At 61.2% G+C, this 25,465-nt stretch carries 26 protein-coding genes and 1 other RNA gene; 8 read left to right on the top strand and 19 right to left on the bottom strand.

Translation table 11 applies throughout. The annotated features are described in order from the left end of the window. A complete protein-coding gene (locus ABID12_RS11240; protein WP_106308094.1) occupies positions 1-360 on the bottom strand; it encodes an ArsR/SmtB family transcription factor in 360 nt (119 codons plus the stop codon). Between the two features lie 157 nt (positions 361-517). Between ABID12_RS11240 and ABID12_RS11245 the strand changes: the two genes are divergently transcribed. Continuing rightward, the gene (locus tag ABID12_RS11245; RefSeq protein ID WP_354434268.1) at positions 518-1,117 is read left to right on the top strand and encodes an HAD-IA family hydrolase; all 600 of its coding nucleotides are present in this window, start codon (positions 518-520) and stop codon (positions 1,115-1,117) included. 18 nt (positions 1,118-1,135) lie between these two features. Here ABID12_RS11245 and ABID12_RS11250 read toward each other — a convergent pair whose 3' ends face one another. The 7 genes from ABID12_RS11250 to ffs all read right to left on the bottom strand — a co-directional run bounded on the left by ABID12_RS11250 (position 1,136) and on the right by ffs (position 5,900). Next, the gene (locus ABID12_RS11250; protein WP_354434269.1) at positions 1,136-1,525 is read right to left on the bottom strand and encodes a GFA family protein; all 390 of its coding nucleotides are present in this window, start codon (positions 1,523-1,525) and stop codon (positions 1,136-1,138) included. Positions 1,526-1,565: 40 nt separating this feature from the next. Then, entirely contained in the window at positions 1,566-2,171 is a 606-nt protein-coding gene (gene recR / locus ABID12_RS11255) for a recombination mediator RecR (protein ID WP_319517760.1), read from the bottom strand. Between the two features lie 38 nt (positions 2,172-2,209). Further along, entirely contained in the window at positions 2,210-2,821 is a 612-nt protein-coding gene (locus ABID12_RS11260; protein ID WP_106308082.1) for a LysE family translocator, read from the bottom strand. A 10-nt stretch (positions 2,822-2,831) separates the two neighbouring features. Continuing rightward, positions 2,832-3,155, bottom strand: coding sequence for a YbaB/EbfC family nucleoid-associated protein (locus tag ABID12_RS11265; protein ID WP_106308080.1), 324 nt, complete (start codon positions 3,153-3,155; stop codon positions 2,832-2,834). A gap of 42 nt (positions 3,156-3,197) precedes the next feature. Further along, the gene (locus ABID12_RS11270; protein ID WP_354434270.1) at positions 3,198-5,144 is read right to left on the bottom strand and encodes a DNA polymerase III subunit gamma/tau; all 1,947 of its coding nucleotides are present in this window, start codon (positions 5,142-5,144) and stop codon (positions 3,198-3,200) included. Between the two features lie 153 nt (positions 5,145-5,297). Beyond that, entirely contained in the window at positions 5,298-5,768 is a 471-nt protein-coding gene (locus ABID12_RS11275) for a YbaK/EbsC family protein (protein ID WP_354434271.1), read from the bottom strand. A 37-nt stretch (positions 5,769-5,805) separates the two neighbouring features. Then, positions 5,806-5,900: signal recognition particle sRNA small type (ffs, locus tag ABID12_RS11280), an RNA gene on the bottom strand. Between the two features lie 193 nt (positions 5,901-6,093). On the opposite strand from ffs, the gene ABID12_RS11285 reads away from it, so the two are divergent. From ABID12_RS11285 to ABID12_RS11300, 4 genes are all read left to right on the top strand, one after another. Further along, positions 6,094-6,507, top strand: a complete 414-nt coding sequence (locus ABID12_RS11285) for an HIT family protein (protein WP_106308071.1) — start codon at positions 6,094-6,096, stop codon at positions 6,505-6,507. After that, entirely contained in the window at positions 6,504-7,457 is a 954-nt protein-coding gene (nudC, locus tag ABID12_RS11290; RefSeq protein WP_354434272.1) for an NAD(+) diphosphatase, read from the top strand. Before ABID12_RS11285 ends, nudC begins: the two co-directional genes overlap by 4 nt. A gap of 4 nt (positions 7,458-7,461) precedes the next feature. Next, entirely contained in the window at positions 7,462-8,148 is a 687-nt protein-coding gene (locus ABID12_RS11295) for a helix-turn-helix transcriptional regulator (RefSeq protein ID WP_354434273.1), read from the top strand. 71 nt (positions 8,149-8,219) lie between these two features. Next, positions 8,220-8,588: a VOC family protein gene (locus tag ABID12_RS11300; protein WP_354434274.1), complete on the top strand. Its 369-nt coding sequence runs from the start codon at positions 8,220-8,222 to the stop codon at positions 8,586-8,588. Between the two features lie 81 nt (positions 8,589-8,669). Here the strand turns inward: ABID12_RS11300 and ABID12_RS11305 are convergent, their stop codons facing one another. The 3 genes from ABID12_RS11305 to ABID12_RS11315 form a co-directional block, all read right to left on the bottom strand. Further along, the gene (locus ABID12_RS11305; protein WP_354434275.1) at positions 8,670-9,671 is read right to left on the bottom strand and encodes a lactate/malate family dehydrogenase; all 1,002 of its coding nucleotides are present in this window, start codon (positions 9,669-9,671) and stop codon (positions 8,670-8,672) included. A gap of 167 nt (positions 9,672-9,838) precedes the next feature. Continuing rightward, positions 9,839-10,711, bottom strand: coding sequence for a prephenate dehydratase (locus tag ABID12_RS11310; RefSeq protein WP_106308057.1), 873 nt, complete (start codon positions 10,709-10,711; stop codon positions 9,839-9,841). Continuing rightward, positions 10,708-11,469: a 3-deoxy-manno-octulosonate cytidylyltransferase gene (locus ABID12_RS11315; protein WP_354434276.1), complete on the bottom strand. Its 762-nt coding sequence runs from the start codon at positions 11,467-11,469 to the stop codon at positions 10,708-10,710. Before ABID12_RS11315 ends, ABID12_RS11310 begins: the two co-directional genes overlap by 4 nt. 149 nt (positions 11,470-11,618) lie before the next feature. Between ABID12_RS11315 and ABID12_RS11320 the strand changes: the two genes are divergently transcribed. Continuing rightward, entirely contained in the window at positions 11,619-12,419 is an 801-nt protein-coding gene (locus ABID12_RS11320; protein ID WP_354434277.1) for a c-type cytochrome, read from the top strand. 256 nt (positions 12,420-12,675) lie between these two features. Here the strand turns inward: ABID12_RS11320 and ABID12_RS11325 are convergent, their stop codons facing one another. The 7 genes from ABID12_RS11325 to ABID12_RS11355 form a co-directional block, all read right to left on the bottom strand. Beyond that, a complete protein-coding gene (locus ABID12_RS11325; RefSeq protein ID WP_181190789.1) occupies positions 12,676-13,620 on the bottom strand; it encodes an AEC family transporter in 945 nt (314 codons plus the stop codon). A 121-nt stretch (positions 13,621-13,741) separates the two neighbouring features. Continuing rightward, positions 13,742-15,061 (bottom strand): ABC transporter permease, encoded by a 1,320-nt coding sequence (locus tag ABID12_RS11330; protein WP_354434278.1) that lies wholly within the window; start codon positions 15,059-15,061, stop codon positions 13,742-13,744. Positions 15,062-15,064: 3 nt separating this feature from the next. Further along, positions 15,065-15,742 (bottom strand): ABC transporter ATP-binding protein, encoded by a 678-nt coding sequence (locus tag ABID12_RS11335; protein ID WP_354434279.1) that lies wholly within the window; start codon positions 15,740-15,742, stop codon positions 15,065-15,067. Positions 15,743-15,777: 35 nt separating this feature from the next. Further along, a complete protein-coding gene (locus ABID12_RS11340) occupies positions 15,778-16,245 on the bottom strand; it encodes a hypothetical protein (RefSeq protein WP_435528217.1) in 468 nt (155 codons plus the stop codon). A gap of 73 nt (positions 16,246-16,318) precedes the next feature. Continuing rightward, a complete protein-coding gene (locus ABID12_RS11345) occupies positions 16,319-18,076 on the bottom strand; it encodes an alkaline phosphatase (RefSeq protein ID WP_354434280.1) in 1,758 nt (585 codons plus the stop codon). 129 nt (positions 18,077-18,205) lie between these two features. Then, the gene (locus tag ABID12_RS11350; RefSeq protein ID WP_354434281.1) at positions 18,206-18,853 is read right to left on the bottom strand and encodes a DedA family protein; all 648 of its coding nucleotides are present in this window, start codon (positions 18,851-18,853) and stop codon (positions 18,206-18,208) included. Then, on the bottom strand, positions 18,846-19,223 hold the full coding sequence (locus ABID12_RS11355; protein WP_354434282.1) for a hypothetical protein: 378 nt from the start codon (positions 19,221-19,223) through the stop codon (positions 18,846-18,848). Before ABID12_RS11355 ends, ABID12_RS11350 begins: the two co-directional genes overlap by 8 nt. Before the next feature lie 178 nt (positions 19,224-19,401). Here ABID12_RS11355 and ABID12_RS11360 point away from each other — a divergent pair, with 178 nt between their 5' ends. Together ABID12_RS11360 and clpB are read left to right on the top strand one after the other, a co-directional pair. Continuing rightward, positions 19,402-20,028, top strand: coding sequence for a ribonuclease D (locus tag ABID12_RS11360; RefSeq protein ID WP_106308022.1), 627 nt, complete (start codon positions 19,402-19,404; stop codon positions 20,026-20,028). A gap of 191 nt (positions 20,029-20,219) precedes the next feature. After that, the gene (gene clpB, locus ABID12_RS11365; protein WP_354434283.1) at positions 20,220-22,823 is read left to right on the top strand and encodes an ATP-dependent chaperone ClpB; all 2,604 of its coding nucleotides are present in this window, start codon (positions 20,220-20,222) and stop codon (positions 22,821-22,823) included. 313 nt (positions 22,824-23,136) lie between these two features. On the opposite strand, the gene ABID12_RS11370 is transcribed toward clpB, so the two are convergent. Further along, positions 23,137-25,080: a peptidoglycan DD-metalloendopeptidase family protein gene (locus tag ABID12_RS11370; protein WP_354434284.1), complete on the bottom strand. Its 1,944-nt coding sequence runs from the start codon at positions 25,078-25,080 to the stop codon at positions 23,137-23,139. Positions 25,081-25,465 lie beyond the last annotated feature (385 nt).

A 25,465-nucleotide genomic window follows, 5' to 3' on the forward strand; every position in this document is an offset into this window, starting at 1 on the left:
TCAGTCTGCCTTTTCGGCAATTTGCGCACCGCAACAGGGTGCAAGGTCTTCGATCAGCGGGGCGCACAGGTCGGGATTGCCTCCGCAGCAGTCGCGCAGCAGAAAAACCATGGCCGCGCGCAGTCTTCCGAGATCCGCGCGGTAGATGATAGAGCGCCCCTGTCTCTCCCCGATGACGATGCCGGCATGGGTCAACGTGTTGAGATGAGCCGACATGGTGTTCTGCGGTATCTCGAGCCGGCGCGCGAGTTCACCGGCGGCTATCCCTTCCGGCTCCGCTGCAACGAGCGTGCGGAAGGCCTGAAGCCGGGTGGGTTGGGCGAGGGCGGCGAGAACGGCGATTGTTTCAGTGTTATCCATATATCCAGAATAATGGATATAATGATCCGGTCAATCTTTTTTCCATGCGGAAGCGGCAATTTCAACGAAGCGAACATCTGGCGTCCGGGCGGGCCTTGCGCTTTTGACCATTGCCGTGACACAGCTGCCATGCGGAAATTATGCCGAGGAGGATGCGATGAAGCCGACGCTGATGCTTGATGTGGATGGGGTGCTGGTGCATTCCGCTCACGCCGGATCGTGGGCCACTGACATCGAACAGGATCTCGGCATCGACCCGCAGCGGCTTGCCGAAGAGTTTTTTGCGCAGCAATGGCCGGACGTCATTGTCGGCAAGAAGGCCCTGATGCCGGTGCTGGAGGAATGCCTGCCGACATTGTCACCCGATGTGAGACCCGAGACCTTTATCGACTACTGGTTTTCCCGCGACAGCACCATTGATGACGCCGTGCTTGCCGATGTCAGCACGCTCAGAAGCAACGGCGTTGCCGTATGGCTGACCACCAATCAGGAACACATGCGGGCACGCTATCTGATGGAGACAATGGGGCTCGGCGACCATGTCGAGGGGATTATCTATTCTGCAGCGCTCGGCACCAAAAAGCCGGAGCGTCCCTTCTTCAATGCGGCCGCCCGCCGGACCGGCGACGCGCTGGATCGGCATGTGCTGGTGGATGATTCCAAAACCAATGTCACCGCCGCGCGTGAGGCTGGTTGGCACGCCTTCCACTGGACACGGGATCAAAGCCTGTTGCGGATTTTCGATCAACTCGGCTGAACGCCGGTACGACGCAGATCAGTCTTCCGCATCGCTGTCATATCGATTGTGCCGATAATGCTGCTCAAGCGGGAAGGGCGGCAGCCAGCTTTCCCGCCGCACCGTCCATAATTCGTAAGTGGGCGCGAGCTGGTCCGGCGCATCGAGCGCGCCGAGATTGACCTCGGTTTCGCCATCGGAACAGGAGAAAACCGAGGAGCCGCAATGCGGGCAGAAATGCCGGTCCTGATAGGCGTGGGTTTCGCCATCGATATGCACGGCATCGCTGGTGAAGATCGCGGATGCGTGGAAAAGCGCGCCGTGGAATTTGCGGCAGTCCAGGCAGTGGCAGAGGCCGACCCGTTCCGGTTTTCCCTGCGCCCTGAAGCGAACCTTGCCGCACAGGCAGCCGCCGGTGAACATGTCCATTGTTCTCTCCTCCCGGGCGCGTCTGCAGTGGCAGGCGTCGTCAGATATTGGTGCGCGACCTGAGCGCTGCCACCAGCGTGCCCTCGTCAAGATAATCGAGTTCGCCGCCGACCGGTACCCCATGGGCCAGCCGCGTCACCTTGATATCCATGCCCTCGAGCTGGTCGGTAATATAATGGGCGGTCGCCTGGCCCTCGACCGTGGCGTTGACGGCGATGATCAGTTCCTTGACCTCGCCCGCTTTCACCCGGTCGACAAGGGCGGCAATCGTCAGGTCATCCGGCCCGATGCCGTCAAGCGGCGAGAGCGTGCCGCCGAGCACGTGATAGGCGGCATTGAGCGCCGCCGCGCGTTCCAGCGCCCACAAATCGCCGACATCTTCCACGACGATGACCAGGCTCTGGTCGCGCGTCGGGTCGGTGCAGATGGTGCAGGGATCGGCGGTATCGACATTGCCGCAGACCGAACAGACCTTCACCTTGTCATAAGCCTCCTGCAGCGCGCCCGAAAGCGGCCCCATCAACTGGTCGCGCTTCTTGATCAGGTGCAGCGCCGCCCGCCGCGCCGAACGTGGCCCAAGCCCCGGCACCTTGGCCAGAAGCTGGATCAGTTTTTCGATTTCGGGACCGGTGACTCGTTTTGCCATGAGGGCGCTTTAGCGTATCGGTGAGCGGATTGGAAACACTATCGCGTCGCAATCGCGGCCGCAGCGCTGCCGATCATGCCGGCGGAGATGCGGTTGGCGATTTTCATTGCGCGCGGGCTTTTCAGAAGGCGTCGTGTCTTTGCCGCCATGAATACCCAGGAAAGATCGACGATCGCCAGCACGGTCAGAAGCGTGGCCGTCAGTTCGATCCAGCCGAGAAGCGTGACACTGCCGAGATCGATGATCGTCGGCAGCAGCGCGACGTAGAACATCATGATCTTCGGATTGCCGAGCGTAACGCTCATGCCGGTCAGGAACATCTTCCAGCCGGAGCCGGCGTCCGGCAGTGCCTCGCCATCGGCGGCCGGCTCGGAAAACCACATTTTCCAGGCCAGCCAGACGAGATAGGCCACGCCTGCCCATTTGATGGCGATGAAGACGTCGTGGAAGGCCGATGCTACAGCCACCAGCCCGAAGACGGCAAGCGTCAGCCACAGCGCCTCGCCCAGCCACATCGCCGCCAGAAACGGCAGCACATCGCGATGTCCGCGCGCAAGAACGCGGGCGACGAGGGCTGCCACGCTCGGTCCCGGCGAACCGGCGGCCACAAACAGCGTGACGGCGAAAAGGGCGAGCGCGCCGAGGGTCATGGCCGCAAGTCTAGAACGGCAGTTTCATGCCGGGCGGGATCGGCAGGCCGGCGGTGATTTCCTTGGTCATTTCCTCGGCCTTCTGCTCGGCGCGGTCCTTGGCGTCGCGGTGGGCGGCGACGATCAGATCTTCGAGCATTTCGGCGTCGTCTTCGGACAGCAGCGTGGGATCGATCTTGATGGAGATCATCTCGCCCTTGCCGGTCATTTTCACATTGACCATGCCGCCGCCGGAAACGCCATCGACTTCCACTGCAGCAATGTCCTGCTGCAACTGCTCCATCTTGGCCTGCATTTCCTTCATCTTGCCCATCATGCCCATCAGGTCGCGCATGCAATTCTCCTCATGTCCTGTTCGAAATCAAAGGGTTTGGTGTCACTCGTCGAGATCGTCTTCGGGAAGCACGTCGCCATCTTCGTTGACGGCTGCATCGGGCATGCCGTCGGCGCCGTCTTCCGTCGTCTCCGCCTCTTCCGCCCGCACCCGCACATCGGTGATCTTGGCGCCGGGGAAGGACTTCAGGATCGAAGCCACTTCGGGGTCTTCACGGGCATCCCGGAACAGTTTTTCGCGGGCCGCCGTTTCCGCTTCGACCAGCGTCGGCGCGCCCGGTTCGCGGCTAAGGCTGACGAACCAGCTCTCGCCGGTCCATTCCCGCAGTTTGGTGCCAAGTTCGTTCAGGAAGGTCTGCGAGGCGCCGTCTTCCAGATTGACCTCGATCCGTCCCGGCTCAAGCCGTACGAGGCGGACGAAATTGCGGATCTGCGCGCGAAGCAGCGGCATGCGGTGTTTGGAACAAAGGTCGGTAATGTCCTGCAGCGACTTGATAGCCGATGTTCTCGCCGCTTCAGACGCCACGGCGGCGGCCGGTTCCGATTCCGGCTCTGCGGCCGGTTCCGGCGCGCGCTGCGGTTCCTCTTCGGCCGGGACGACGGCCTGCTCGGGTTCCGGCTGCGGTGTTTCCGAGGCCTGCGGACGCAGCATGGTCACGGTCGCCGAGGGCCTGCCGGATGGCTGTGCGCCTGTCGTTGTTGCCGATACGGCCCGTGCCGATGTGCCGCCGCCTTGCGGGGCCGACGACGGGGAGGGGGGCGATGGCGGGCTTTGTTCCTCGCCGCTTTCCAGCGCGAGCAGACGTCTGGCGGCATCTTCCGGCGATGGCAGACGGGCGGCATGCGCCAGCCGGATCAGCACCATTTCGGCCGCGCCATAGGGGCGGGCGGCGTTTTCCGTTTCGGGAATGCCCTTGAGCAGCATCTGCCAGATTCGCGACAAGGCGGAAACGGCCACCGCGTCGGCAAATTCCTGACCGCGTGCCCGCTCGACCTCGCTCAGCGAGACATCTTCGGTCCCTTCGGGGACATATTTCAGGCGCGTTACCAGATGGGTGAAATCGGCAAGGTCATTGAGCACGACCACCGGATTGGCGCCGGATTCATATTGCGCATAAAATTCCTGCAGCGCCGCCTTCACATCGCCGCTGACGACATGGCCGAACAGATCGACGATCCGGGCGCGGTCGGCAAGGCCGAGCATGGTGCGCACGATGGCCGCTTCGACACGGCCATTGCCATGCGATATCGCCTGATCGAGCAGGGAAAGGCCGTCACGGGCGGAGCCTTCCGCCGCGCGCGCGATCATCGACAGGGCCTTGTCCTCGATCTCGACGCCTTCCCGGGCGGCGATCGTGGAATAAAGCCGGACCAGATCGGCCGCGGGAATGCGGCGCAGGTCAAAGCGCTGACAACGCGACAGGACGGTGATCGGAACTTTCCGAATTTCGGTGGTGGCGAAGATGAATTTCACATGCTCCGGCGGCTCTTCCAGCGTCTTCAGCAGGCCGTTGAAGGCCTGGGTGGAGAGCATGTGCACTTCGTCGATGATGTAGACCTTGTAGCGCGCCGTCGAGGGCCGGTAGCGCACCTGATCGATGATCTCGCGAATATCGTCGATGCCGGTATGGGAGGCGGCGTCCATCTCGATCACGTCGACATGGCGGCCGTCCATGATCGCCTGGCAGTGCTCGCCGATCTCCTTCAGGTCGATCGTCGGCTTGTCCACCGTGGCCGTCTTGTAATTGAGGCCGCGCGCCAGAATGCGCGCCGTCGTGGTCTTTCCGACCCCGCGTACGCCTGTCAGCATATAGGCCTGTGCGATCCGGCCGGTCTCGAACGCGTTGGTCAGCGTCCGCACCATCGGCTCCTGACCGACCATCAGGTCGGTGAAGTCGTTCGGACGGTATTTGCGCGCCAGAACGCGGTAGCCGCTGTCGCCGGCAGCGTCCTTCTTCGGTTCAATATCGGATGCGTCGTCGTCGGCCATTGCCACTCATATCGGTTGTTGCCCGGTCTGCTTCAATGACCGGAAGGTGGCGAGAATAGCTGCCTCCTGGCGTCAGTGTCACGGACGCGGCGGCAGTTTGACAGAGCTTCCGGCAAAATGCACAGGAATTTTGCGCTCCGCCGCCACTTCACATTACGCTGCAGGGTCCTGACAGACATCGACCCAGTCGGCGCCGGTGATTTCGGCAATCCGCTCCGGGGTGATCCGGATTGCGGCATTGCGCGCGCCGGCAGCCGGATAGACTTCATCGAAAGCCTGCAGGCTGACATCGCAGTAAACCGTGATCGGCTGTGCAAGGCCAAAGGGGCAGACGCCGCCGACGGGATGGCCGGTGATGGTTTCCACGTCTTCCAGCGACAGCATGCGGACCTTGCCGCCGAAAGCCGCCTTGGCCTTCTTGTTGTCGATGCGGGCATCGCCGCGGGCAACCAGAAGAAAGCGGTCGTCCTTGACGGAAAACGAAAGCGTCTTGGCAATCTGCGCGGGCTTGACGCCGTGAGCGACTGCGGCTTCTTCCACAGTGGCGCTGCTGGCCTCCGTCTCGATGATGGTGATTTCGGGGGCAGCCTCGCTCAGATGAGCGCGAACGCTGTCGATACTCATGGGGCGCGTCTCCGACAGGACCGGGAAAAACAAAGGTGGGAGACCGGCACGATGACCCGTGCACAACTCGTTGGGGCTGCTTCCTTCCGGACCTGACCCGGTTGGCGAGGGGCACGTCCATCACCAGCCTCCCGGCCACACATATCGTCAATTTGCGTTTTGAATGCAAGCAGAACGCGGAAAAAATATCCGCCGGCAAGCGAATGGCAGGCCGGGATGTGCTTTTGCGGTTGTTGCCCCGCGTCCATTTGATACACATGTCTGAACTGCTAAGGAAAAGTGAACCGGAAATGGTCCGGGGCCGACGACCAGAACAAGGGACGACATGCAGGACTTCATGCTCGATGAACGTTTGGAGACGGAAAGCGCGGCCATTGCCACGCTGGGGCTGTCGCAGCTCCGGCTGATGCGTGACGGTCGCTGGCCCTGGCTGCTGCTCGTGCCGCAGCGCGCCGGCGTAAGCGAGGTGTTCGAGCTTGCGCCGCTGGACCAGACCATGCTGACCTTCGAAACCAACGAGGTCGCCAAGGCGCTGAAACAGGTCACCGGCGCCGACAAGATCAATATCGCCGCCATCGGCAATCAGGTGCGGCAGCTTCACGTTCATGTGGTGGCGCGCTTTGAAGGCGATGCCAACTGGCCGGGGCCGATCTGGGGCTACGGCAAGGCGGAGCCGCGCAGCGATGAAGACGTGGCTGCACTGGCATGCAAGATCACAGAAGGAATGGCCCGCTCATGACATCTCTTTTTGAAAAGGCCGGCCCTCACGACGACCCGAGTGCGCTGACCGCCTTTGCGAACTGTCGCATCGTTCGCGATTCCGAACACCGTGCCGATGACGCCCTGACAACGGCGGCGCGCACGCCGGGCGCCCGTTTTCTGGCGTTTGCCGGCGGAAAACCGCTGGTCAAGCATGAGCGCCAGGTGCTCGATCCCTATTTCGCCCGCTATGAAATTCTCGAACTTTCGCCGGATCGCGAAAGCGCCGTTCTTCTCGGTCATGATGCCAACGGCCTTCCGCTGATTTCGATCGAACTCGGGCTCGATCCGGACACCCTGCCATCATATCTGAAGGCAACCAGTGCCAGGGCCATTTATTCCGAGGGGCTTTTTGACGAAGAGACGCAGGGCGCATTCGCGCTTGCCACCAGCATCAATGTCTGGGCGCGCAACCATCGTTTCTGCGGGCGTTGCGGCGAAAAGGCCGAAGGGGCAGCCGGCGGTTTTCGCCGGCAATGCACGGCCTGTGGCCACATGATGTTTCCGCGCACCGATCCGGTGGTGATCATGCTCATCGTCGACGAGGCGGGCGACCGTGTGTTGCTGGGCCGCAATCCGAACTTTCCGGAAGGGCGCTATTCCTGTCTGGCAGGCTTTCTGGAGCCGGGCGAAACCGTGGAAGATGCCGTGCGCCGCGAAACGCTGGAAGAATCGGCAATCAGGGTGGGGCCCGTGCGCTATCACGCCTCCCAGCCATGGCCGATGCCCTATTCGCTGATGCTTGCCTGTTATGCGAAAGCCGAGACCTTCGAGATCAGCCGTGATGACGCGGAGCTTGAGGATTGCCGCTGGTTTTCCCGCGATGAGCTGAAAGCCATTGTCGAAGTGCGGCATGAGGGCGGCATCAATGCGCCACCCGAAGGGGCCATTGCCTTTCGGCTGATGCGCGACTTCCTCGACTGGCGCTGAGCCTGTGGCAGGGTCTCGCTCCGAGCGGTTGCTGGCGCTTTTGCAGGCCTTGCGGTCCCGGCGCTATCCGGTTTCGGGCGATGCGCTTGCCCGCGAACTCGGTGTCAGCCTCCGAACGCTTTACCGCGATATTGCAAGCCTGAGGGCCCAAGGCGCTGCGATCGAGGGGGAGGCCGGTGTCGGTTATGTGCTGAAGCCCGGTTTCCTGCTGCCGCCGATGATGTTTTCGCACGAAGAGATCGAGGCGCTGGTGCTCGGCAGCCGCTGGGTGGAAAAGGTGAGCGACCCGGAACTTTCCTCGGCCGCAAGCCAGGCTTTGGCGAAGATCGCGGCGGTGCTGCCGCAGTCGCTTTCCGATGCCGTCGATCAAACGGCGCTGATTGTCGGCCCGCGCGTGGTGGCGGAGGAAAGCGCGGATATCGCAGTCCTCAGAAGCGCTATCCGCGACGAGAAAATTCTTCAGATCGATTACCGCGATGAACGCGACCGGGTCACGGCGCGCACGATCTGGCCCATCGGTCTTGCCTATTTCGAAAGGGTGCGCATCGTTGTCGCCTGGTGCGAGATGCGCGGCGATTTCCGTCATTTCCGCACCGACCGGATCGCGGGCCTGAGCGAGGCCGGACGGCGTTATCCACGGCGGCGGGCGGTGCTTCTCGGCGAATGGCGCCGGCAATTGCCAAACACATGATGCTGACAGAAGCTGTCAGTCAGGCGGGTTATTTCTCCTTTGCATCGAAACACGGACAAGGAGAAAAAAACGTGTCGACCATCAATCTCATCGTGCTCTATGTCGAGGATACCGAGAAAAGCGGAGCATTCTACGAACGCCTTCTGGGAACCAGGGCGAATGTGCTTTCCCCCGGCTTCACGGCCTTTCATATGCCCGGCGGTCTGATGCTGGGACTGTGGAGCAAAACGACGGCGAAACCGGAAGCAGAAGGTGGCCCCGGTGCCATGGAAGTCGGCATCATGATTTCCGAAGACGGCGGGGTCGCCGCCTTTTTCGAGCGCGCTAGAGCGGATGGTTACACCATCCTTCAGCCGCTGGTCACCGCGGCTTTCGGGCCGACTTTCGTGATCGCCGACCCCGACGGGCACCGCATCCGCATTTGCGAGCCGGATAAGTAAATCCGGTTTCCGCCGGTTTCCGTCAGAGTATCGGGATCACACATGAAGCGCTGCCGGTTGCGTTTTCAGCCGGCAGCGTTTTCATGCCGCATTTGAAGGGGCTTCGGGGCCGGTCCTGGCGTCGCGCATGGTCGCCTTGATGAAAGCGACCGTTTCGGCAAGCTTCTGCTCTTCCCATCCATCGAGGCTGACCGGCAATCTCCTGATGATGCCTGCGCGGCCGATAACGCAGGGCATGCTGAGCGCGACATCACCGTCAAAGCCATATTCGCCGCGCAGAGTGGTCGAGGCCGGATAGATGCTGCGTTCGTCCAGCAGGACGGCCCTTGCCATGGTAACTGCTGCTTGCGCGACGCCGGCATTGGTCCAGCCCTTGCCGTTCAGCACCTCATAGGCCGCGCTGACAATGCGCGCCTTTACCGTATCCGGGTCGCGGATATCGTCCTTCGCGGCGAGATAATTGTCGAGTTCGGCAAAGGGAATGCCGCCGACGGTGACATGGCTTAACACCGGAAAGGCGGTGCTGCCGTGTTCGCCCATCATGTAGCCGGAAACCGACTTGGGATCGACATCATAGGTGTCGGCGATCAGCTTTCTGAGACGGGCGGAATCGAGCATGGTCCCGGTGCCGAAAATGCGGCCCTTCGGATAGCCGAATTCGTTTTCGGCGATATAGACCATGGTATCCAGAGGATTGGTGATCAGGATGACGATGGCGTCTGTGGTGTATTTGGTGATCCCGGCCATGACGTCGCGGATGACTTCGCAATTGGTCCTGGTCAGCAGGGTGCGGTCGGGCTCGGCCTTCGGGTTGTCGGGATCGGGAATGACGCTCGGGCCGGCAGCGATGACGATCACATCGGCATCGGCGCACTGCTCGTAGCCGCCGGAGCAGACGTCGACATTGTTCATATAGGTCAGCGCGGTTGCCTGTGCCTGATCGAGTGCTTCGCCATAGGCCACGTTCTCGAGAATGTCGATCAGGCCGATTTCGGCAAAAAGGCCGGTCTTCATGGCATCGGCCAGAACGTAGGAGCCGACATGTCCGACGCCGACGACCACAAGTTTATTCTTGTTGTGCATGATGTTTTCTCATTCCTTCAGGCATGGCACGCGGTTGGGAGGGGATTGCATGCATTTTCGCCCTTTGACGCGTTTATGCCCCGGCAGGGGCATCATCAATGCGTTTTGAAAGATGAGGCTTCAATTTCCGGAAAAATACCGGCGGCCGTTCTCCCGGAGCGGTACGCTCACTCTTCCAGCATCAGTTGCAACTGCCGGCGCATGGGATGACCTTCGTAAACGCCCAGAATGCGCACTTTTTCGGAAAAGAACGCCAGTTCCTCCAGCGCGCGCGCCACGGCCGGATCGTCGGGGTGGCCCTCGATATCGGCGTAAAACTGGGTAGCGACGAACTTGCCGCCGATCTGGTAGCTTTCGAGCTTGGTCATGTTGACGCCGTTGGTGGCGAAACCGCCCATGGCCTTATAGAGCGCTGCAGGAATATTGCGCACATTAAAGACGAAAGTGGTGACGATCGCCGTGTCCGGACCGTTCTGTTTCGCACGCGTCTCCTTGTCGGAGAGGATGACGAAACGGGTGATGTTGCTGTCGGAATCCTCGACGTTTTCCGCCAGGATATCCAGCCCGTAAAGCGAGGCCGCCAGACGGGGCGCAAGGGCCGCCATGGTGCGGTCGTTCTTTTCCTTCACCAGCATGGCAGCGCCGGCCGTGTCGCCTGCAATTACCGGGTTCCATCCGTTGCGGCGGATGATCTTGCGGCACTGGCCGAGTGCGTGGATATGGCTGTGGACGGTCTTGATCTCGTCAAGCGAAACACCCGGCAGGGCCATCAGCTGAAACCGGATCGGCATGAAATATTCGCCGACGATCGAAAGCCGGGAATCGGGCAGCTGGTAATGAATATCGGCAACGCGACCGGCCAGCGTGTTCTCGATCGGGATCATCGCCAGATCGGCATCGCCGTTTTCAACCGCCAGAAACGCATCCTCGAATGTCTTGCAGGGAAGCGGTTCCATGTCAGGGTAGAAGTCGCGGCAGGCCATGTCGGAATTGGCGCCGAATTCGCCCTGAAACGAAATGCGGTTGGTCTTCATGATCATGACTGGACCTCTTTACCTTCCAGTATCCGGCGCGCCTTCTCGAGGTCTTCCGGGGTATCGACGCCAAGCGGTTCGCTTTTGACGATCTCGACATCGATGCGCATGCCGTGTTCCAGCGCCCGAAGCTGTTCGAGTTTTTCACGTTCCTCGAGAAACGAGCGCGGCAGCGAGACGAAACGTTCAAGCGCGGCGCGGCGATAGGTGTAAAGCCCGATATGGTGATAGAGCGGGCCCTCGCCCCACGGGGCGGTGGCGCGGGTAAAGTAAAGCGCGCGCAGCCTGTAGGCACCTATCGGCGCGCCGACGACCTTGACCACCTGCGAGGCGGTCTTTTCGTATTCGTCGGTGATCTCGACGGCCAGTGTGGCGATATCGACATCCGGGTTTTCCAGAGGTCTGAGTGACGCCTGGATCGTTGCCGGATCGAGCGTCGGCAGGTCGCCCTGCACATTGATGACGGTCTTCACGGTCTTGTCCGGGTCGATTTTTTTCAGCGCTTCGAAAATCCGGTCGGACCCTGACTGGTGCTGGTGTCCGGTCATCACGACCTCGTAGCCGGCGTTTTCCACTGCTTCATAGACATCAACGTCATCGACGGCGACGACGACCCGGCCCATGCCGGATTCGCGGGCACGATCGGCAACATGAATGATCATCGGCTTGCCGTCGATATCGGCGAGCGGCTTGCCCGGCAGACGGGTCGAGGTCATGCGCGCCGGGATAAGGATAATGGTTTCGTCGATTTTGTTTATCGCCACTTGCAAGCTCCTCGTCAGTTCGTCATCCACAATCGTGGAGAACGGATACACGCCGGATGCAGCGTTGCATCGTGGCACCAAAAGACATAGGTTCTTCAAGATTGCAAGGTGGTCCGGTAGAGAGGCCGGGGTAAGGGGAGCGCAACGCAATGAAATTCAATCTCAATATGGTCCTGGCGGCCCTGTTGGGGACGATCTTCGTCCTGATGACGGTTTCTTTTGTATCCGAGGCGATTTTCGATCCGAGGCCACCGGAACAGGAGGGGTATGTCATTGCGGTGCCTGAAAGTGACGCGGGCGGCGCGCCGGCAAAACCGGAGGAAACGCCGATTGCCGTGCTGCTTGCCAATGCGGACGCGGACGCCGGTGCGCGCGTTTTCAAGCGCTGTCAGGCCTGTCACACCGACACTGAGGGCGGCCCCAACAAGGTGGGGCCAAACCTCTGGAATATCGTCAATCGTCCGATTGCGACCCATGAGGGTTTCTCCTATTCCGCCGCGATGCAGGAGTTTTCCAATGGCGGCGAGAAACAGTGGACCTACGAAAACCTCGATGTCTTCATCAAGGCGCCAAAGAAGGATGTACCGGGAACGGCCATGGGCTTCGCCGGGCTTTCCCGGGATGAGGACCGCGCCGATCTGATTGCCTATCTTTCCACCATGTCGAATGATCCGGTGCCGTTCCCGGAACCGCCGGCGCCGGATGAAACCGCAGATGCCGGCGCGGCGGACGGCGGCGAAACCGGGGATGCTGCCGCACCGGCAGACAGCAGCGAGGCGGCTCCGGCGGCAGATGACAGCGAGGCAACGCCAGCGGCAGACGACGGCGCCTCCGGTGATGCCGATGCAGGCCCTGCGGATGCCGAGAGCACGACGGCCGAGCCCGCCGATGACGCAGAGGCAACACCACCCGGCTCCGCCGACAGCGAACAGCCGGAAAGCAGCCAATAGGGCGAGCACGGAAGGCGGGGCACCCGACTCAGTTTGTTGACAAAGCTGCCCCTCACTCCGGGTCATTCTCGGGCTTGACCCGAGGATCCAGGGCTACACGATGTATGCTTGCTTGAACCCCTTTCTTATCAAAGGGTTGAGCGGAATGGATGCTCGGATCGCGTCCGAGCATGACACCTGTGGGGACGGCTGACGGAGGCAACAACCCGCACATCTTCGTGTTTGTCAGCAGTCTGAGGGCCTCGCCGCCTTTTGTTCAATAGCCGAGCAACAACACCCAGACGCTGACCGTCAGAACGCCGAGCGCGGTTGTCAGCGTGATCGTCGATGCGGCGACGTTTTTTCCTGTGCCGAACTGGTTGGCCAGCACGAAGGCATTGACACCGGTGGGTGCCGCGGCTGCCAGCACGATGCCGGCGATTGTCGGCTGTGACAGCCCGAGAGCAGAGGCGATAACAAAGACCGAGCCCGGCATGAGCAGCAGCTTGATGAAGGTGATTGTCGAAAACAGACCGACATTGCCGGCCACCTTGTATTGCGTCAGCGTCATGCCGATGGCAACGAGGGCGACGGGGGCCGCCATGCCGGCGAGCATGTTGATCACGGTTCCGACCGGCCCGGTGATCGGCACGTTGAAGAGGTGTATCAACGCGCCGGCCGCAAGGCCGATGACGATCGGGCTGGTCGCCAGATTGTATGCGACCGTTATGAACACCTTCAGGGGATTGCTGATCGCGCCGCCCTCATGCGTCTTGGCCCGTTCGACAAGCACGGTCGCAGTCACCATCATCACCGGCATGTGAATGGCCAGCACCAGCGAGAGCGCCACGAGGGCTGCATCGCCGGCGACATGGCTGACCAGTGGAATGCCGAGAAGCGCGATGTTGGAGAACGTGCCGGACAGGCCGATGATCACGGCTGCGGCGCGGTCGCGATGGAAAACCAGCCGCGAGACGAGAGCGGCTGCCGTCCAGGCAATGGCGACGCCGCCGAAATAGGACAGCCAGATCTTGAACGGTCCGGCATTGTGAAAATCGGCGCTGGCAATGGTGCGCAAAAGCAGCAGCGGCAATCCGATCTTGAAGACGAAACTGGTCAGGACGCCTGCCTGATCGGCGCTCATATAGCGCGTGCGAACCGCCAGCCAGCCGATCAGGATCAGAGAGAAGATCGGGACGACATTATTGAAAATTTCATACATGGCGGGCTTTCGCGCGGGGCGGGCGGCGGAATGACGCTGGTGGAGAGGTGACCGGTCCAGCGAAAATGTTCGCCATTCTCCGGGGTGTCAAGCCTGTCGGCTTTCTGCCCGCCCCTGCCGGTCAGCCCTTGAGCGCGGAAGCGGGCGGCTGCCGATAGGCGAGAAATGCCGGCAGTGCGGAAAGAATGGCTGCCGCGATAACCAGGATCAGCGCGTTGCCGGCATCGCTTGCGGCAAAGCCGACCGGCATATCGATCCCGCGATCGGCCATGATCGACTGTGAGATCATGCGGGCGGAAAAGAAGCCGGCGATATAACCGATCAGGATACCCAGCCCCACAAGTGAGAACAGTTCGAGCCAGACGATCGTGAAAACCGCGCCGCGCGGCGCGCCGAAGGCCCTGAGTGCGCCGATCTCCCGTTTGCGCTGGGACACATGAATGACGGTCACCAGCAACAGGGCGCCTGCCACCAGTATCTGCGCGCCGATCGCGATTGCCGTGAGCACCTGACGCGCATCCCCCAGCGTCGCGTAAAGCCGTGTCAGGACTTCGGCCGGGAAAACCGCAACGGTGCCATCGGCCTCGCGGTATGACTGCCGCAGCCGGTAGGCATCGGAAATCGACTTCGGTTTCACCAGGATTGCGGGCAAGCCGGGCGTTTCGCCCCGATGCCAGTCCTCGTCAAGTGGCGCATTGGCATCGACGTGGTGGTGCTCGTCTTCATCGTGTTCGTGCCCGGGGTTGTCCGCTGCATGGTCCTCGTCGTGATGATGGGCGTCGTCATGGGCCTCGCCAGCTTCATCGTCATCATGGTGATGCTCGTCCGCGTCGTCATGTCCGAGGCCGTGGATATGCCAGACAGCCTGAATCGGCACGAGAATGGCGCGGTCCCAGGGCGTTCCGGTAGGCTCCGCCTTGCCGGAGACGTGGTAGACGAGTTCGGTATGGGTATGGCCGCCGGTTTCTGCCGCGCCGTGCATCGGCTTGATCTCGGCGCCGACGTCAAGATCGACGGCGGAACCCACCACTGCCTCGCCTTCGCGGGCGAAGATATCGCCTTCGGCAAAGCCCGGCACGGTGGCGTTAATGAGCGCGGTGGTCGTTCCCACGATCGGATAACCGGCATAGCTGTCGCCGAAGCCGATGGGGGCGGCCCAGTCGACGCGCGGGTCTTCGTTGAGCGCCGGCAGCACATCGCCATCCATCAGCGGAAGGTCCGAAGGCTGGAGAAAGACGGAGGACAGCACCAGTTGCGTCTCGCTGCCGGGCGCGCCGACCACGAGGTCGAACTTTTCCGAGGCCCGCGCCGAACCGAGGCGCAGCGCGCGTTCCTGAAGGGTGATGGTGACGCCGAGCGCGGTTGCAAGGGCGATCAGCAGGACGATGACGGCCGATCCCGCCCAGAGCCTTCTGAGGTCGGAGAAAATGAAGCGGAACACGGCTCAGCCCTTTCTTTCGTCAGCGATAACGGCGCCCGACAGAAGCGAAATCCTGCGTGCCATGGGGGCGACCAGCCGCTCATCGTGGGAAACGACGATCAGCGTGCTGCCGAGGGTTTCGGCCAGTTCGCGCAGCAGCTGGCCGACCACCGCGCCCGACGCACTGTCCAGGCTTGCCGTCGGCTCGTCTGCAACGATGATCGCCGGTTCGCGCAACAGCGCACGGGCAACGGCGACGCGCTGCATCTCGCCGCGCGACATGGTTTCGATCTTCTGGTCATGCCGGGCGATGCCGACCTGATCGAGCAGGGCCTTTGCCCGGGCAAGCCTGTCGTGACCGGCAGCGTAGGCCAGACGGGCGGGCAACAGCACGTTGTCATAGGCCGAGAGACCGGGAAACAGGTGGAAATCCTGCATCACCAGCCCGATATTCTCGCCGCGCCAGCGGTCGCGCCTGCCTTCGGCAAGGCCGGCAAGGTCTGTTTCGCCCCAGCGGGCGTGGCCGGATTGCAGCCGCTCGAGCCCCGTGACGATATTGACGAACGTGCTTTTGCCGGAGCCGGAAGGTCCGGTCACGGCCACCGTCTCGCCGGGTGCGATTTCAAGCGAGGGGATGGACAGCACCGGGGCCGGAAGGCCGGGGAAGGTGACGGCAATATCTTCAAGACGAAGGGGCAGCATGGGCGCGCGGCTTTCGGGGTTCGGCGGGAGGCGTTTCAGACGGTCTTGTAGCGCGCGTCCCTGAGGCGCAGCTGGCTGACAAATCCGGTTTCGGGGTCCACCCAGGAGCCACGGTCGAGCGTGCCGGTCACCTCGATCATCTGGTTGGGCTGGACGAATGTCTGTTTTCTGTCGAGGTAGACGACAATGATGTTGTCCGGCCAGTCGGCATCCGACGAGCAGAACGGGCACAGCGCCATCGGAATTTCGGAGAGCACAAAAAACTGCGCCTCGGCCTTCAGCGGCGGTGCCATGAAACCGCGAATGGAAATCTTTTCGCCGGTGAGGTTCTTGACCTTGTCGGAAAATTCCAGACCCAGCGGGCTGAATGCGCCGTAAAGATCGTCGAAGGCCAGTTCGGCAGTGGCGGCATGGGCGGAGCGAAAGGCCAGGCCTGCGCCAAGCGTCAGGGCGGTGGCCAGCAGGCTGCGGCGGGAAAGGGTAGAGCGAGAAGTGTCGGTCACGGTGTGGTCCTCCATGCAGTTGCAGGAGAGGACCGGGCGAAAGCCGCCCGGTCCCGTTTCTTAAAAAACGCGTTTACTGTTTCTGGCTGGTGCCGAGGGCAAAGGCGTCGGCGAGAACTTCGTAGACGTCCGACTGTTCCATATAGCCCTTGAACTCTTCCGAACCGGGGCCGGTGGCCTGAAGCACGACGTCATCGACGGCGTGAACGCCGGTGGAGGCATTGTGCGGCAGGTTGCCGGTGCGCAGAACCGCGCCGGGCACGTCCTTGTACTGTTCGTTGGCGACGTAGTTGCCGTTTTCGTCCTTCACGGCCGGCTCGAACGGACCGTCCATTTTCGGGCGGAAGGTCTCGTAATAGTCCGGGAAGTTGTTGGAGAAGATGGCCAGACGGCGGGAAACGTCGATCTTGTCGGGGTAGCCGTCGCCGTTTTCGTCGGTGTAGTTCGGGAAGCCGGCATCGTCATAGGTCATCACCTTGTCGCGCATATCGTCGGCCTCAACCTCGTCATCGATCGTGCCGATCAGCGAAACGCCGTGCGTATGGTCGCCGGTCACGACGATCATGGTGTCGGGATGCGTTTTGGCAAAATCCATGGCCTGACCGATGGCCTGGTCGAACTCGATGGTGTCGACAACGGCGCGGTCCCAGTCGAGCGGATGGCTCATCTTGTCGATCGAAGCGCCCTCGACCATCAGGAAGAAGCCGTCCTTGTTTTTTGAAAGACGATCCAGCGCCACCTTGGTCATTTCCGGCAGGCCGGGCTGGTCGGAGAACTTGTCGACGCTGCCCTTTTTCAGGAAGGAGCGATCAAGCTTGGTGTCCATGTTGCCGGTGTGGAACAGGCCGAGAATCTTGTCCGGGTTCTGGCTGGCGACGTCTTCCAGCGAGGTGGCGTCGGTGGCAACCGTGTAACCGGCATCCTCGAACATGGCGATATAGTCGTTATCGTCCTTGCGCTTGGAGCCGGGAATGTCGGACTTCAGGAAATAGGCGGAGCCGCCGCCGAGGATGACTTCCGGCTGGATGCCGTAGAACATGCCGACGATATCGGTCTTGTCTGCGCGCCTGCGGGTGTGGGCAACGGTGGCCGCCGGCGTCGCATCTTCGATTTCAGCGGTGGAAACGACGCCGATCGCCTTGCCGGTCTGGCGGCGCAGCGCTTCGGCAATGGTCTCGACTTTGGGGTCGTCCTGGCTGTCCGGCGTACGGTCGGCATAAACGCCAAGCGCATTCACGCGGGTCTTGTGGCCGGTCATGTAGGCCGACATGGTGTTGGCGGAATCGGTGGCGATGGCGTGGGTCGACGACGTGCCGATGAAGGCCATGCGGTCGAGATCGTCCATGCTCAGGCGGCCGTCGGCCTTGCCCTCGGTCATGCCCTTGGACATGATGCGGGCGGCCGTGCGGTGGGCAACGGAAAGGCCGTCGCCAAGGAAAAAGACGATATTCTTGGCCTTCGCAACGGAGGGCGTGTCGTAGACGGTCCAGGTAACCGACTTCTCTTCGTCGCCGGCCTTGACGGCCACGGTGTAATCGCCGGGGTTGGCGAGCGAAAGATCGCGCAGGATCAGCGCCGAGCCGAGGCTGGCGTCGTCTTCGCCTTTTTCATCGGCGACGAATTCGGCATCAGCGCCGAAGACATCGGCATAGGCCTTGCCATTGACCGTGACGTCGACCTGCCCGGGTTCATAGACCTGATCCAGTTCGACCTTGAAGTCGAACGGCGAACCGACCAGAACGGTGGCGCGGTCGAGCGGGTAAATGGTGGCGGCATTGGCTGCGCCGGCGAGGAAGGTTGCGGCTGCGAGTAATGCAAGACGTGCGCGCATGAAAACCTCTCATGTCAGGGTTTGCGGAAATAGCTGCGCTCTTGCGATAGTCCTGCCGCATTACACTGAGATGACGTTTTCGCTGCGTTTTGATGACGGTGCACGCGCTCACCATTCAGCGCGTATGTGCTAGCGGCGCTGGCGCCTGCCGCGCGGTTTCAGGTAGCGTCTGCGCTTGCGCTTCAGCGAGAAATGAAGGACGCGGGTGATGTACCAGCCGATTGCCAGCGTGACCACGCCGGCTGCCAGAAAGCCGCTGGCATTGCCGACGATCTGTGCCACGGCGAAGATGTTGTGGGAAAAGATGAAACCGAGCAGCGTATAGATCATCACATAGAGCATCTGGCCGGGAATGGCGGCAGTGATGAACATCTTCCAGCGCATGCCGGCGGCCCCGGCAACCGGGTTCATGTAAGGACCGATCATCGCCAGAAGCCAGCGCGTGAAGAAGATCGCCATGATGCCCCGGCGTTCAAGATAGTCGCTGGCCCTGTCGACAAGGCGCTGCCGCTTCGGCCCGCCGGCGGCAAAGCGTTCGACATAACCTGTTCCGCCGATCCTTCCGGCCCAGTAGCCGACCTGGTCGCCGCAGCAGGCGGCCAGCAGGCAGGACAGGTAGATCGCCCAGAAAGACAAATCGCCCGTGGCAACGAGCGATCCGCCGAACAGCATGATCACGGCGGTTGGCAAGGGAATGCCGCAGCAGGCCAGAAATACGGAGAATGCGATTGCCGGAATACCATAGACCGGCAGGAGCGCCAGAAGCTGCTCACTCATCGGCGTCGGCCTTTTCTTCCTCGTATTCATCGAGGGCTTCGGCGATTTCGTCTTCCAGCTCGTCGAGCGACATCCCCTTCATGCGGGCGATCTGGCGCAGCATCATGCGCCGGCTTCGGCTGTCGGGTGCAAGGTCCAGTTCTTCGGCAAGTTCCGATGCGGGAATGTCGTGAACGACGGCGACATGGCCAAGCGTCATCCACCCCTTCAGTTCGAGATTCCGGTTTTCCGGATTGTGCCAGTAGAACACCGAGAAGATGAACTGCAGGGCAAAGACAAGCGTGATGAAGGCCGTCGCCAGGAAGGCGATGCAAAGACCCCTGTGCCGCCCCCACAGCGCACGGAGAGGAAATGTTATCCTGCTTTTCATCGCTTTAGCCTTTCGCGCGTGCGATTTTCCCGTTCCCCGATAACCGCTGTGGCCTGCCGGCACAACACCTTCGCCGGCGGGTTGATCGCTCCCGGTCGGTCTTTTCGGCTATCGTCTTTTGCTCTGATCCGCTATGACCCGACAGGATTGCAGGAACAAAGCCCATGGAGAAGAACGGATGAACGATACGATCCGCGTCCACAAAAACGACATCTCGGCCGAGGATGCCGCGCGCTATACCGGTGCGATTGCCATCGACACCGAAACGCTTGGCCTGATACCGCGCCGCGACCGGTTGTGCGTGGTGCAGATATCGCCGGGCGACGGAACCGCCGACGTCATCCAGATCGCCGCCGGCCAGAAGGACGCGCCGAACCTTGTCTCCATGCTGGCAGACCCGGCGCGCCAGAAGATTTTCCACTTCGGTCGCTTCGATATCGCGGTTCTTTATTATACCTTCGGTGTGACAACCGAAAACGTGTTCTGCACCAAGATCGCCTCGCGCCTGACCCGCACCTACACCGATCGTCACGGGTTGAAGGACAATCTGCGCGAAATGCTGGAAGTCGATGTTTCCAAGGCGCAGCAGTCGTCCGACTGGGCGGCGGAAACCCTTTCCGATGCACAGCTTGCCTATGCGGCTTCCGACGTTCTCTATCTCCATCGCCTGCGCGACAAGCTGATGGAACGGCTGATGCGCGAGGACCGCATGGCGCTTGCCGGCGCCTGCTTCGATTTCCTGCCGACGCGGGCCAAGCTCGACCTTCTCGGCTGGGAGGAAACCGACATTTTCGCCCATAGCTGAAGGGGATAGGCGGTGTTGCATATCCGCAACAAATTCTCCGTCAGCCCTCTTTAAAGCCTCCATGCCTGCACCCATATCTGACCTTGAGCGGCGGCAACGCCGCGCAATCAGGACCCGCCTCAAAGAGGGGGTTTATTCAGGTCATCGTTCTGTCGCTTCAAAAGGTCGGAACGAGGAATGGAGGCGAAGATATGAACATCGAAAAATATTCCGAACGGGTGCGTGGCTTTTTGCAGTCGGCGCAGACCTATGCGCTCGGCGAAGGTCATCAGCAGTTCGGTGCCGAGCACCTGTTGAAGGTTCTGCTCGATGACGAGCAGGGCATGGCCGCATCGCTGATCGAGCGTGCCGGCGGTGACGCCAAAAAGGTGCGCCTTGCCAATGATGCAGCACTGGCAAAAATTCCGAAGGTTTCCGGCGGCAACGGCCAGATTTACCTTTCCCAGCCGCTCGCCAAGGTTTTCAACACAGCCGAAGAGGCCGCCAAGAAGGCCGGTGACAGTTTCGTCACCGTCGAACGTCTTCTGCTGGCGCTGGTGATCGAAAAGAGCGCTTCGACATCGAAGTCGCTTTCCGGCGCAGGCGTGACGCCGAACGGGCTGAATGACGCCATCAACGAAATCCGCAAGGGCCGCACCGCCGACAGCGCCAGTGCCGAGGAAAGCTATGACGCGCTGAAGAAATATGCGCGCGACCTGACGGCCGATGCCCGCGACGGCAAGCTCGATCCGGTGATTGGCCGCGACGACGAAATCCGCCGCACGATCCAGGTGCTGTCGCGCCGGACCAAGAACAATCCGGTCCTGATCGGTGAACCCGGCGTCGGCAAGACGGCGATCACCGAAGGCTTGGCGCTGCGCATTGTCGATGGCGATGTGCCGGAGAGCCTGAAGGACAAGAAGCTGATGGCGCTCGACATGGGCGCGCTGATTGCCGGTGCGAAATATCGCGGTGAGTTCGAGGAGCGTCTGAAGGCTGTCCTGAACGAGGTTCAGTCCGAAAACGGCGATATCATCCTGTTCATCGACGAGATGCACACGCTGGTCGGGGCCGGCAAGACGGATGGCGCGATGGATGCGTCGAACCTTCTGAAACCGGCACTGGCGCGCGGTGAACTGCACTGCGTCGGTGCAACCACGCTCGATGAATATCGCCAGCATGTGGAAAAGGATGCCGCTTTGGCGCGTCGTTTCCAGCCGGTCATGGTTGACGAGCCGACGGTGGAAGACACGATTTCCATCCTGCGTGGCCTGAAGGAAAAATACGAGCAGCACCATCAGGTGCGTATTTCCGACAGCGCGCTGGTGGCCGCCGCAACGCTTTCCAACCGCTATATCACCGACCGTTTTCTGCCGGACAAGGCCATCGACCTGATGGACGAAGCTTCCAGCCGCGTGCGCATGCAGGTGGATAGTAAGCCGGAAGAACTGGACGAACTCGACCGCCGCATCATCCAGCTCAAGATCGAGCGGGAAGCGCTGAAAAAGGAAACCGACCGGGCTTCGAAGGACCGCCTTGAAAAGCTCGAGGGCGAACTTGCCTCCTTGCAGGAGCAGGCCGATACGCTGACGGCGCGCTGGCAGTCGGAGAAGAACAAGCTCAACAAGGCTGCCGACCTGAAGAAGCAGCTCGACGCGGCCCGCAACGAACTGGCCATTGCCCAGCGCAGCGGTGAATACCAGAAGGCCGGTGAACTGGCCTATGGCTCGATCCCGAAGCTGGAAAAGGAACTGCAAGAAGCCGAAGCCGAAGACAATACGGTGACGGATTCCATCCTTCAGGAGGTTGTCACCCCCGACAACATCGCGCAGGTCGTTTCCCGCTGGACCGGTATTCCGGTCGACAAGATGCTGGAAGGCGAGCGTGAAAAGCTGCTCAGGATGGAAGACGAACTGGCTCGCTGGGTTGTCGGCCAGGGCGATGCCGTGCAGTCGGTCTCCCGCTCTGTCCGTCGTGCGCGTGCGGGGTTGCAGGACCCGAACCGACCGATCGGCTCGTTCATCTTCCTGGGACCCACCGGTGTCGGCAAGACCGAGCTGACCAAGTCGCTGGCCCGCTTCCTGTTCGATGACGAGACCGCGATGGTCCGCATGGATATGTCGGAATATATGGAGAAACACTCCGTCGCCCGGCTGATCGGTGCGCCTCCCGGCTATGTCGGCTATGACGAGGGCGGTCTTCTGACGGAAGCGGTGCGGCGCAGGCCGTATCAGGTGGTGCTGTTCGACGAGATCGAAAAGGCTCATCCGGATGTCTTCAACGTGCTGTTGCAGGTGCTTGATGACGGACGGCTGACGGACGGGCAGGGCCGTACGGTCGATTTCCGCAACACGATCATCATCATGACTTCCAATCTGGGTTCGGAATTCCTCACCCAGCTTGGCGAGAATGAGGATAGTTCGGCTGCGCGCGATCAGGTGATGGAGGTCGTCCGGGCATCGTTCCGGCCGGAATTCCTCAACCGTGTGGATGACATCATCCTGTTCCACCGGCTGCATCGTGACGATATGGGCGCGATTGTCGACATCCAGCTGGCAAGGCTCGAAAAGCTGTTGTCGGACCGCAAGATCGAGCTTAATCTGACGCCGGATGCCCGCAACTGGCTGGCGGAAAAGGGCTATGACCCCGCCTATGGCGCGCGCCCCCTGAAGCGCGTGATCCAGACGGCGGTGCAGGACCCGCTGGCCGAGAAGATCCTCGGCGGCGAAATTTCCGACGGCGCCCATGTCAAGGTCGACGCCGGCTCCGACCGGTTGCTGTTTTCGCTCAGCGGCGCGCTGAAAGACGTCGCCTGATCGACACGGCAAATGCCGGACAGAAACGAAAAAGGCCGCCTCTCGGGGCGGCCTTTGATGTATTGATAAAGCTTGTCCCGCGTTTTTCGTCATACCGGCCTTGAGCCGGTATCCAGGGCCGCTTGTTGTGCGCATTCAGAAAGAGTCTTTGCGCGCAAGGACTTGCGCTTACTGGTTTCCGGCTCAAGGCCGGAATGACGGCGGAGGGATAGGCAAAGCTGTGATTACTTACAGGGTTTGTCAGCAGACCGAAGACCGCCTCCCGGGGCGGCCTTTGGTGTGTTCAGCACCGGAGGGTGATTGTCTTGGGCGCTCAATTGCCGTTGTTTGCGGCAACCTTGGTGGTGTCTTCATTGCCAAGCAGGGCATCGATGCGTTTGCGCTCGGATTCGAAACGGGCAAGCTGGGCGCCCGCCAGCGCGTCGGAATTCGGGAAGCGAACCTTCATCGGATCGACCTTGGTGCCGTTGACGATCATCTCGTAGTGAAGATGCGGTCCGGTCACGAGGCCGGTGGCGCCGATATAGCCGATGACCTGCCCCTGTTTGACCCGTGCGCCTTTCTTGACATCCGGGGCAATCTTGCTCTGGTGATTGTAGGATGTCTCATAGCCATTGGCGTGGCGGATGATGGTCTGGTTGCCATAGCCGGACGACGACCAGCCGGCCGTTTCGACAATGCCGTCGCCGGCGGCGATGATCGGGGTTCCGGTGGGCGCTGCCCAGTCGACGCCGCTGTGCATACGGGAATATTTGAGCACCGGGTGGCGGCGCATGCCGAAACCTGATGTGAACTTGCCGTTGGGCACGGGATTGCGCAGCAGGAAACGGCGGATGCTGCGGCCCTTCGCATCGTAGAAATCGACGGCGCCGGTCTCCTGATCGGCGAAACGGTAGAGACGGATGTCCTGGCCGCCGATCTTGGCGTCGATGTAGAAAAGTTCCGATGTCGCGGTTGCCCGTCCGTTCGGGTCGGCATCGGAGAAGAACAGTTCAAGCTGATCGTCCGGCGACGCCATGGACTGCAGATCGACCTTGCTGGCAAGCAGATTGATCAACTGGCTGGCCATGTCGTTGGTCAGTCCGTAAGTCAGCATGGCGCGGAAAATACCGTCATAGACCCGCACGGGCTTTTGTGCCGTTCCAAGCAGAAGATCGGTATCGTCGGCGGAGGCGTTCGCGACCGCGTCGCTCATCGGCGGTTCGACACCGTCGACGAACTGGCCATCGTCATTAAGCGCCATCGTCATCAGATGCTCGCCGTCACGATAGAGGCTGAGACGGACAACCCGCATGTTGCGCCCCATACGCATCAGGCCGATGCGCAGGATATCGCCGGCCTTCAGCATCGGCGTGTCGGTGCCCTTTTCAACCTGATGGCTGAGTTCGGTTGCAAGCGGCGCCGGATAACCGGCCGCCACCAGAAATGTCTCGACACCCACCTGCTGGCGCACTGGCAGGATGTCGTCGTTGAAATCCTGCGTGAACACCGATTGAAGCGCGCTCACCGAAACATTTTCGTCAACGATCTGCGCGGCCATGGCCGGCTTCAGGGGCAGCATGACCTGCTCCGGTTCGAAGCGGTCCGGGTCGACATAGCTCAGCATCGACAGGTCGCCGACGCTGTCATGCAGCACGTTTTCGTTGGCGAGGATGGTGTCCTCGATCTCGGCGGTGGTCAGCCCGGAGGCGAAGGGAAGCGCCGGTCTTGTCGCAGGGAAGGGGGTGAATTTGAGTTCCACCTCGCCTTCCACATCCGTGTCATAGATGACATCGGTGGCATGTGACGGCGGTCCGGCGCGCTCGGTGGTCGAAAACACCTCGAAAGGGTCGAACGCCGGATAGTCCGGCGTCTTGCCGTAATTTGCCGCCAGCGCCATCCGCACTTCGGAAAACGGTTCATAATGAATGACGTCACGGTCGCCCTGCCGCACGGCCGTCGGCACTTGCAGAATGCGGCGGTTGGAGGGCTTGGCGATGACCGTTGTCGGGACCAGACGTTTGCCTCTCACCGCGTCGTCATCGGTGCCCGTGGCAGCCGTCTTGGCAAAGGCGGAGGCCGGCGTGGCCAGTCGCTCGCGGCCATCAACGGCCGCTGAAAGCGCGATTGCCATCAATGCCGTGCTGGTAATGCCCGTCAGACAGGCGCCGGCAAGCCAGCGGATCGACACATCGCGGCGGGCGGGCGGCGTCTTGCCGTCCACGACAATCGGCGTGCTTCTGCCGAACCAACGAGCAGGATTTTTCTTTTGTTTCATATGCGTGTGGTCTTAAACCTGCTTTGCCCGCGTCGAAATTGGTCTCAATCATGTGCCGAAAATCGCCGCAGCTGTCAAATCACCATTGAACGCAAACGCAATCAACGCCCCCGCCTATGCGACTGCACCAAGGCAGCTACGGCGGTATGTCCACCTTCCAGACCTGTTGGGGAGGAAAAAGGCATATTGAGGGCACGTCCGGGTTTCTCCACATCTGCCTTCCCAAGAAGCGTATTGAAAATCTTAACGGGCGTTTACCTTTGCGATTTTGGTGGCTTGAGAGAATATATAACAAAACCAGATACTTAACAAAAATGTCATTTTTTTTGGGGTTGGGAGTTGACGGTTTGCGGAAATGGGGTCTATAAGCCGCCTCACCGAACGA

The organism is Martelella mangrovi (assembly GCF_040545495.1).
GTDB lineage: Bacteria > Pseudomonadota > Alphaproteobacteria > Rhizobiales > Rhizobiaceae > Martelella > Martelella mangrovi.